Origin of the sequence: Botryobacter ruber, assembly GCF_003347595.2 — a bacterium.
Taxonomy (GTDB): Bacteria; Bacteroidota; Bacteroidia; order Cytophagales; family Hymenobacteraceae; genus Pontibacter; species Pontibacter ruber_A.
Window position 1 is genome coordinate 1 of sequence record NZ_QCZK02000002.1, and the last position, 7,431, is coordinate 7,431.

A 7,431-nucleotide genomic window follows, 5' to 3' on the forward strand; every position below is an offset into this window, starting at 1 on the left:
CAAAGGTAAGCAGCTTTTTCCGACCTTCCAAAAGAAATTCAATTTCTTTTTTTTACCTCTTTCTGCTTCTGCTTTAGCTACTTACAGCTGTTAGCGAAGCTTCTTTCTGGCCGCCTCCTGCTGAAACGGGTTGCAAAGGTAAGCATCTTTTTGCAAGCTGCAAGCAAAAGGCAAAAAAAATATTTTTAAGCTTTCCGTTTTCATGATGCTCCGGTAGCCACTGCCTGGCTACCGTTTCCCGCCGCTCGTTTGCGTTGGGAGTGCAAAGGTAGAAATTGTTTTTCGCTTTGCAAGAGCTGTAACTAAACTTTCCCTCTCTTTTTGCTAACCGCTTAAAAGCCAGGTAAATTATTTTCTACCGCAGCTCAAACAGCAGAGGCTGTGGTGGCAGGTGCAGTATCATAAAAAGCTTGGGGAGGTGCATGAGAAGGCGGCTGGCACGCTGCCTGTAGGGGTTCCCACGCTCTTATTCAGGCCGCCGCGCCCTTTCGGGACCGGGCAGCTGTCATTCATAACAGCACTGCTCCTGCTTTGGTTCATTTTGCTGTTATTTTTTTCAGCTTTTTCTTTTAATCGGCCTTGGTGAGTTATAAAGGCATAAAAAAGTTGAGGATAGCGGATCTATCCTCAACTTTAGATTATCATGCTTTTGGTTTTTTATACAAGGGCACTGTACTGCACGGTTCTCCATACATAACACTACTTGCCACTGGTAAAAGCTTCCGCATTATCTCTACATAGGCGTTGGTCGGCACCGGAATACTACCACACCCCTTCACCACTACTTTAGCGTCCTGGTACTCGGCGGCATCTATTTTTGAAATTGCTTCCTGCATCAGCGCCTGCTCCAGTGCATTTAAATCTCCGAACACATAGTAGTTCGCATGCCCCTGCAGTTTTGTTGCCAGCAGCATATAAGCCCAAGTGGGCACGATGGCATCTGCAGAACAAATAATGGCCACATTCTTTCCATCATAAGCTGACCAGTCATGTTCTTTAACAAACATTCTGAAGTCTTTTTCCTTCAAAATCAACCCATGGAAAAGATTGTCTTTTATATCATATACCACCCGCTCTCCCGGATGAAGCAGCTCCTCCAGGTTTAAGGTTACCAGCGCACTTTGCGCTACTTTATTTATTAGTTCAGACATCTTATTAACTGTTTACTTTATTTTTTGTGGGCGTTGTAATATGTACCTCTTTCAGATAGAACGGTTCATAATAAGCCACATCTTCAAATTGCTGATTTTTAAATTTAGCCACTGCCAGTTTTCCAATCTCTTTAGCAGACGGCACCACGCCATTTATAAAGCGCGCGTTAGGATGCGCTTCTACTAACGTCCTAAACTTTGCCGAGCCGCTGCCAAAGAAAACAACCGGCTGCCGGGCAAGTTGTTCTTCCAGGAAGCTTTCTGTCAGCACCACTGGTGCTATAGAAACAATTTCTTCCAGTTTATGATTCAGCAGGCAGGTATAAACTTCCATACGGCGTGCATCCAGCATCGGGCAAAACAGAAATTGTTCTGCCGCTGGCGTAACACCTACTACACGGGCAGCCAACCCATGCAGCGTAGATACTTCTATCAAAGGAATATCCAGCGAATAGCACAACCCTTTGGCGGTAGCACTCCCGATACGCAAGCCTGTGTAGGACCCCGGCCCACCCGATACGGCCACAGCACTTAACTCTTTCAGTTCTTTTCCGCAATTCTGCACTAACTGCGAAATCATAACGGTGATATGAGAGGAATGTGATTTCTCGATCTGCAGTTCTGACGCACCCAGCAACTGCTCTTTATGATACAGTGCAACAGAGCAGACAGTGGAAGAGGTTTCGAGAGCAAGCAGCAGGGACATGAGTGTTTTTTATTCAAAGGTTCAGGACAAAATTAATGCATCCGGTCGAAGAGAACAAAACTACACCACCATGTACCTTCATTAAAAAAGGCAGCCCCAGTGTGCTGCCTCTTCTATATCATCAGAACGTTCTTTTATTTTACTTTAAGAAACGTATTGTATTGCTGTGGATCGTTCAATACATTCTTGGCAGCCAGTATATCCGGGTCATCATCGAAGGTAGCTTCGATATAGCCTTTCTGCAGGTAATACCTGGAGGCTATTTCAGCTTCGAGCAGTTCTTTTATCTCACTTTTAAAACGGTTTAAATCGTTTGCTTTGTTATGAGATATTTTCTTTTTGATGGCATCAAGCTCATTCCTGATGTCGTCGTAATGCTTGCCTTCTTTCGCCTGCTCCGATAGTTCTTTCAGCTCTTCCTCTACTTTCGTACTGTACGACACATCTTTATCGGTTAAGAAAGCTACGAACTTCTGGTACTCTGCGTCGGAAAGCTTAAACTGTTTAGCTGGCGGAATAGCAGGATTTTCTGCTTTATATTTGTTTGCATATTCATAGAGGTAACCTTTCGAGACAACTGTTTTGGTTATCTCCGAAACATCTTTCTGCTCTACGGCCACATCCGGATTTACACCGCCTCCGTCGTACACCACACGACCGGCTGCTGTTTTAAAAGCTACTTTTAAAGAATCTGCTATTTTGGCAACGCTTCCGTCTTCGTTACGGTGCGCATAATCGATGGCCTGGATGCAACGTCCGCTCGGAATATAATACTTGGCTGTTGTTACCTTGAGCTGCGAGTTGTAAGATAGTGGACGGGTAGCCTGCACCAGCCCTTTGCCGAACGTACGCTCACCCACCAATACAGCTCTGTCGTAATCCTGCATTACGCCCGCCACAATTTCGGAAGCCGATGCACTGCGCGAACTTGTCAGGATAACGAGCGGGATATCGCGGTCGAGGGGTTCGTCCAGCGCTTTGTAGGTTTTGTTCCACTCTTTTACTTTTCCTTTGGTGCTCACAATGTCTTTGCCTTTCTCTACAAACACATTCGAGATGTTAACAGCCTCGTGCAGCAAACCACCCGGGTTATCGCGCAGGTCGAGTACAATTTTTTTGGCACCTTGTTCTTTCAGTTTCTGAACAGCTGTTCTTACCTCTTTGCCGGCATCCATGGTAAAGCCGGAAAGCTGCAGGTAGCCAACCTGCTCGTCCAGCATGCCGTAATAAGGCACATTGTCTACATTGATATTAGCACGAACCAGCTCAAGCGTTTTTGGTTTGGTTTGCCCGTAGCTCAACACCTCCAGCCTTACGGTAGTATTGGCCTGCCCTTTCAGCAATTTGCTTACTTCGGATGTACTTTTCCCGGCAACACTTACGCCGTCTATTTTCAGGATTTCGTCGCCGATATTCAAGCCTGCTTTGTGGGCAGGCGAATCTTCGTACGGCATCTGCACCATCACCTTACCGTTGCGGCTGCCCACCAGGGCACCAATGCCGCCATACTGGCCGGTGGTCATGGTCCTGAAATCTTCGATATCGTCTTCGGGAATATAATTGGTGTAAGGGTCCAGGGACCGGAGCATGGCATCGATACCGGTACGCACCATTTTGGCCGGCGGCACCTCATCCACGTAATAGGTATTTACTTCTTTGAAAAGTGTGGCAAAAACATCAAGATTCTTAGCAATCTCGAAATACCGCTCAGACTCTGTTTTGAAGGCAAACAGCCCCAAAGCAAAGCTACCCAACACAACTGCTATGATAGATTTCTTAAACATAAACTTCCGGTTAAAAAGAGAAAACGAGGTAAGACTACTTAATCAAACAACGTTCCAAACCGGAAATTAGTTTTTTCTGGATTAAATCAAAGTGTTTTTTTTCTTTACCAATGTAAAGAATGCCCAGCAGCCAGGGAGACTGTTCGGGCAAAGCGGCCAGCATGTGTTTGTTGAGGCGATAGGCTTCACGAATCTGGCGCTTGAGCCGGTTGCGGTCTGCGGCAAGTTTAAAGGCACGCTTAGGCACCGATACCAGCAGCTGCGCAGGCCCGGGAGGGAGTTCCCCGGGTGAATAGCAGACAAAACGTAACGGATATACATTAAAAGAAGAACCCTTGCTAAACAACAGCCCGATCAGGCGTTTGCTGCACAAGCGTTCTTCTTTCGTAAATGTATAGGAAGTAGGCTGCTTTGCTTTGTTGTCAGTAGCTGGCTCCTGTTGCATAAGGGCTTCCGGCTGAGCAAAGCCCAACCATTACTTAAGCTTTGTGTCTTTTTTCGTCAGAAACAGTAAGTTTCTTTCTGCCTTTAGCTCTTCTGCTAGCTAAAACTCGTCTTCCGTTTGCAGTTTCCATTCTGGATCTGAAACCGTGCTTATTTCTTCTTTTTCTCTGAGAAGGCTGGAATGTTCTTTTCATGGTAATATGCCAATGCTTTTATTATGGCCTGCAAAATTATAAAAATGTTTTTCTAATTACAACTACCTGCCAGATTAAAATTTAAGTTTAGCCCTGAAAAACAGCTATAGCCTGCTGTTTTAGTTCTGCTGTACCTGCCACCATAGCCTCTGCTGTTGTTTCAGGCAGGTGGCTGAAGCTCAGATTGTTTTTACCACCGTAAAAAGAAAGGCAATTACCGATAACACCACCCCAACCATCAGCACATCGTAGCTAATGCGGAGGTAGCGGTATTTCCGGGCGACCGATACCCCAAGCCCGTGCAGGTCCCGCACCAGGGCATGCTTCACTTCCTGGTCGTTATCCAGAATTTTATTCATCGCCGTTTCATAATCTTCCAGCGTCATTTTGTAAAAATTTTCGAAGAAAAGCAGGTTCGATGAATTTTCGCTGACTTCGTGCATGCCATAAAAACCTTTTGCATTATAGGGGCGGGTTGAAAGGATGGCCAGTACCATGGTAACCGTGCAGGTGATGATCAGAATAAGACCCGGCACCTGGTAAATGGTTGGCTCTTCCAGTTTGTGCAGAAAAACAGAAAAAGTAACCGAAATAATAACCGTACAGATCCCAATAAGAATACTGGCGCGGCGGTCGCCAATAGCCACCATGGCCACATGATTCCGGGATATAGCCCTGTACATCCCTATTGTACCCGAACCACTCTTCTTGTTCTTTTTATCTTCTTTCTTTTCCTTCTTTTTTTCTTCTTCGTGATGGTCTTGTCCGACCGGCTCCAGTTCTTCCATATTTGATCATGATTAACTGTACCCTGTATACCCTAACTACGTAATTGATACATTTGCAGGACCTGTTTTAGCCCGAATCATTTCTTTTCCCGTACCGCTGATTCGTGTGATTAAATTGATTTTTGTGATTGCTTTGTCTGAACAGGATTGAGAAGATTAATAGATTACCCGGATTCGGTTTGTTGGTGGTTCGTGCAGGAGACGCAAGCATCGCATCTCTACAGCCATACCCTAAACCTTTCTACCTTTCTGTTACAGGGTTGAAAGTTTTCAACCCCTACAAAATTTCTACTTTTCTACCTCCTAAACTCTCTAACTTTCTAACTCCTAAACTCTCTAACTCCCAAACTCAAAAACTTCTATGCTTTACTACCGCGTTTCCTACAGTAACCCGCTTTCGCACCTGCTTACTGTTACCATCACCATTCCCGATAATGCTGCACCGGAACTGTACCTGCAACTGCCTGCCTGGCGGCCGGGCCGGTATGAGCTGCAGCACTTTGCCCAGAAACTAAAGCAGGTAACAGCTACAGCCAATGGTGCTCCCCTGCCTGTACAAAAAGTAACCAAAGACCGGTGGCGGCTGGAAACAGGGAACGCTGCAAAACTCGAGGTAACCTATGCATTTTATGCGCGTCAAATGGACGCCGGCGGCTCGTGGCTCGATGAAGAACAGCTTTACCTCAACGGCATCAACTGCTTTATGGCCGTGGAAGGCCGGGAACAGGAGCCCTGCCAACTGGTGCTGGATATTCCGGACCATTATGAAGTTGCCTGCGGATTAAAACAGTCGGAAAAGCATACGCTGCAAGCTGGCAGCTACGATGAGCTGGTAGACGCTCCGCTGATCGCCAGCGCCTCCCTGCAGCTGACAAAGTACGAAGTAGATGGCATTCCGTTTTACATCTGGCTGCAGGGCGACTGCGAGCCGGACTGGCACAGGATCAGCCACGATTTCGGAGCGTTTACAAAAGAGCAGCTCACACTTTTCGGCGATTTCCCGGTGGCGGATTATCATTTCCTGAACCAACTACTGCCCTACCGCTACTACCACGGTGTGGAGCACGGCAACTCTACCGTCATTACTTTAGGTCCGGGAGAACTGCTGATGTCGCCCGGCCTGTACAAGGAGTTTCTGGGCATAAGCTCGCATGAGCTTTTCCATACCTGGAATATAAAAAAAATCCGGCCTGCCGAAATGCTGCCTTACGACTTTTCCTGTGAAAACTACTTCCGGACAGGTTACATTGCAGAGGGCATCACCACTTACTACGGCGATTACATGTTGGCGCGTGCCGGTGTATTTACTGCCACGCAATATTTCGAGGAACTGAACACAACGCTCCAACGCTACTACGCCGACTACGGCCGTAGCAGCCTTTCGGTAGCTGATTCGTCGTTCGACCTGTGGCTGGATGGCTATAAACCCGGCATCCCCGACCGCAAAGTTTCCATTTATGTTAAAGGCGCATTAACGGCCCTGCTCCTGGACCTGCAGCTGCGCAAAGCTACCGGCAACCGCGCCAGCCTGGACCAGGTAATGCTGCGCCTGTGGGAAGAATTCGGTAAGACTGGCACAGGTTACACCGCAGCAGACTATGAACGTTTAGTAAGCGAAACAGCAGGCACCTCATTCGACAATTACTTCAGCAACTACATCAATGGCACTGCTCCCTTAGAGGCTGCTTTAGACGAAGCGCTATACTATGTTGGCTGCACCCTGAAAGAAACAGAAAACCCGCTGCTATACGAAAGCAGGTTTGGCTTTAAAATTCTCGACAACGCCGGCATCAAAGTATCGGCCATAGCCCCGGACTCCCCTGCTTACCAACAGCTGAGCGTAGATGATGAATTGATTGCCCTGAACGGCCGGAAACTGGAGCAGAACCTGCAGCCGCTCTTACACGCTTTACACCCAGGCGCCAGCATAGAACTGACGCTCTTCCGCGATAAAAAGCTTCGGACAGTACAGCTGGCAGCAACCGGCAATACCTATTATCCGAAGTATACCATTCAAAAGAGATCAGACGCCACCGACGCAGAGCAGGAGAATTTCAGGCTTTGGCTGAAGCAGGAATTTTGAACCGTTGATGGTAGGATGAAATGATTTTTGTGATTTTATGTTTGCCTGAATCAGGATTTACAGAATTTTAGGATTTTCAGGATTATATCAAATAGCATTTACCACCTTCCATCTTCCATAAAAATATTCCCCACTTGTCATCCTGGGAGGATCTCATACCTTTACCACAAGCGTATACAGTACAAATTTTATATACTTTTAAAAGACAGATGCAGGAAGGTAACTATAGGGAATCTACATACACTTGGTGATATGGACCACAAGGAATCTCCTTCCTGTAT

The 7,431-nt window shown here is 46.7% G+C and carries 7 protein-coding genes; 1 reads left to right on the forward strand and 6 read right to left on the reverse strand.

Going from position 1 to position 7,431, the window contains the following annotated elements:
* Positions 1–641: 641 nt before the first annotated feature.
* The 6 genes from DCW36_RS00030 to DCW36_RS00055 form a co-directional block, all read right to left on the reverse strand.
* Positions 642–1,151 carry a DUF2480 family protein gene (locus DCW36_RS00030; protein WP_114784982.1) on the reverse strand — a complete coding sequence of 170 codons (510 nt, stop codon included), beginning with the start codon at positions 1,149–1,151 and terminating at the stop codon, positions 642–644.
* A 4-nt stretch (positions 1,152–1,155) separates the two neighbouring features.
* Positions 1,156–1,857: a tRNA (adenosine(37)-N6)-threonylcarbamoyltransferase complex dimerization subunit type 1 TsaB gene (gene tsaB, locus DCW36_RS00035; protein ID WP_114784984.1), complete on the reverse strand. Its 702-nt coding sequence runs from the start codon at positions 1,855–1,857 to the stop codon at positions 1,156–1,158.
* Between the two features lie 134 nt (positions 1,858–1,991).
* Entirely contained in the window at positions 1,992–3,641 is a 1,650-nt protein-coding gene (locus tag DCW36_RS00040) for a S41 family peptidase (protein WP_114784986.1), read from the reverse strand.
* Positions 3,642–3,675: 34 nt separating this feature from the next.
* Positions 3,676–4,086: a ribonuclease P protein component gene (locus tag DCW36_RS00045; protein ID WP_114784994.1), complete on the reverse strand. Its 411-nt coding sequence runs from the start codon at positions 4,084–4,086 to the stop codon at positions 3,676–3,678.
* Positions 4,087–4,120: 34 nt separating this feature from the next.
* The gene (gene rpmH / locus DCW36_RS00050) at positions 4,121–4,279 is read right to left on the reverse strand and encodes a 50S ribosomal protein L34 (RefSeq protein WP_114784988.1); all 159 of its coding nucleotides are present in this window, start codon (positions 4,277–4,279) and stop codon (positions 4,121–4,123) included.
* Positions 4,280–4,458: 179 nt separating this feature from the next.
* On the reverse strand, positions 4,459–5,067 hold the full coding sequence (locus DCW36_RS00055; RefSeq protein WP_114784990.1) for a Pycsar system effector family protein: 609 nt from the start codon (positions 5,065–5,067) through the stop codon (positions 4,459–4,461).
* Positions 5,068–5,428: 361 nt separating this feature from the next.
* Here DCW36_RS00055 and DCW36_RS00060 point away from each other — a divergent pair, with 361 nt between their 5' ends.
* Positions 5,429–7,150: a M61 family metallopeptidase gene (locus tag DCW36_RS00060; RefSeq protein WP_114784992.1), complete on the forward strand. Its 1,722-nt coding sequence runs from the start codon at positions 5,429–5,431 to the stop codon at positions 7,148–7,150.
* Positions 7,151–7,431: the final 281 nt, after the last annotated feature.